3 protein-coding genes are annotated in these 1610 nt (G+C 48.8%); all 3 read right to left on the bottom strand.

The genetic code is table 11. The features are described 5' to 3' along the window. The coding region (locus ACS8FC_RS14070; protein WP_439297217.1) for a DUF3817 domain-containing protein at nt 1-332 on the bottom strand (332 nt) is incomplete at its 3' end. 67 nt (nt 333-399) lie between these two features. After that, the gene (gene xerD / locus ACS8FC_RS14065; RefSeq protein ID WP_439297216.1) at nt 400-1338 is read right to left on the bottom strand and encodes a site-specific tyrosine recombinase XerD; all 939 of its coding nucleotides are present in this window, start codon (nt 1336-1338) and stop codon (nt 400-402) included. Nucleotides 1339-1367: 29 nt separating this feature from the next. Continuing rightward, nucleotides 1368-1610, bottom strand: a 243-nt coding sequence (locus tag ACS8FC_RS14060; protein WP_439297215.1) for a sulfurtransferase TusA family protein, incomplete at its 5' end; no start/stop codon positions are given.

Raw genomic sequence — 1610 nt, 5'->3', positions numbered from 1 at the left:
CCCAAACGCTTCTTTAACACATAATCAAACACAAACGGCCCAAATGGCAAAAACGAACCAAGCACACCAGCAGGCAACGCCCACAGCGGCATTTTAATTTTATGCGCCGTGATAAAGAGTACGACGATATAGGCGATGAACAACACCCCATGCACTGGGCCGACATAGCTCACCATTTCAGGCATATCCATCATATATTTGAGTGGCATAGCGATACCTAAGAGCAGCAAAAAAGACGTGCCTTCCAAATAACCCATAATGGTCAGTTTTTTCAGCGCAAATTCTTGCGCTTTGGTGAGAGTGGGTTTGGAAGATGGCTGAGCTTGCGACACGGTGTATTCCTCTGACGATCATGAATCAATATTTAATGACAATTCTACTCACCAAGCTACCCAAAAGCTATCCACGCGGATGATGCGCTGCATGTAACTGCTGCAATCTTGCCGTCGCTACATGGGTATAAATCTGTGTGGTAGACAAATCACTGTGCCCAAGCAATAATTGCACACTTCGCAGGTCGGCACCATGATTAAGCAGATGGGTGGCAAAGGCGTGACGCAAGGTATGCGGTGATAGTTCCTTATCAATACTAGCAATTTGAGCGTATTTCTTAAGCAAATACCAAAAGTTCTGCCGCGTCATATAACCACCTTGTGCAGTCAAGAACACTGCTTGGCAATTGCCAGATTTTAGATGGGCAATTAGATCGCCGCGGCCATGAGACAGATAATCTTCTAGTGCATCGCTGGCATATTCACCGAGTGGCACCAGTCGTGTTTTATTGCCTTTACCTGTGATTTGTAGCCAGCCAGAGTTTAGATTGACTTGCTCAAGTGACAGATTAATCAGCTCACTGACGCGCAAACCGCAGGCATAGAGCACTTCTAGCATGGCTTTATCACGCAATCCAAGTGCGGTACTGGTATCAGGTGCGGCAAGGAGATTATCGACATCGGCCTCTGCCAAATCCTTTGGTAACGGACGTCCGAGTTTTGGGCTTTTGATACGCTCGCAGGGATTGTCTTCACGCAGATTGCTCGCAATCATCCATAAGTAGAACTGACGCAGACTTGAGAGCATACGCGCTTGCGTGCGCGGGGTTTTGTTATCTTGAGCGAGTACCGATAGGCAGTGCAGCACATCATCAGGCTGCCAGCGGGTCAGGGCGAGTGGGTTGGTCAACTCGCAAGAACGCAAGTCGCGGACATATGCATTACGCGTACGCGTTGCCAAACCACGTGCCAGCATCGCTTGACGAAACTCCGTCAGATAAGACGGCTCATCATCGACTGCCAGCGCTTTAGGCTGGCGTTGTTGCACGGCGCGGTCACGGCTCATAGGATGCTCGGATATAGGTCAGATATAAATTAACCACTTTTTTTCTTCACCACATAACGATAGAGCGTCGCGCTTGCTGGCGTGGTGTCATCGCTATCAACAGTGATTTCATCGGGGTCAGCATCTAGGTTGATATTTTCAGCCAGTGTCTCTTGACTGAGTAGCTCATGACCCAGATGACGACAGAAATTTGGAATGTCGCGCGTGGTAGCAGGATCAGTGGCCAGTATCTCAATCACCTCACCGCTATCTGCTTTGCGGATGACTCGGTG

The organism is Psychrobacter sp. 1Y4, assembly GCF_051847555.1.
The sequence above is the reverse complement of the archived record's forward strand: the minus strand, read 5'-3'. Positions and strand labels throughout refer to the sequence as shown.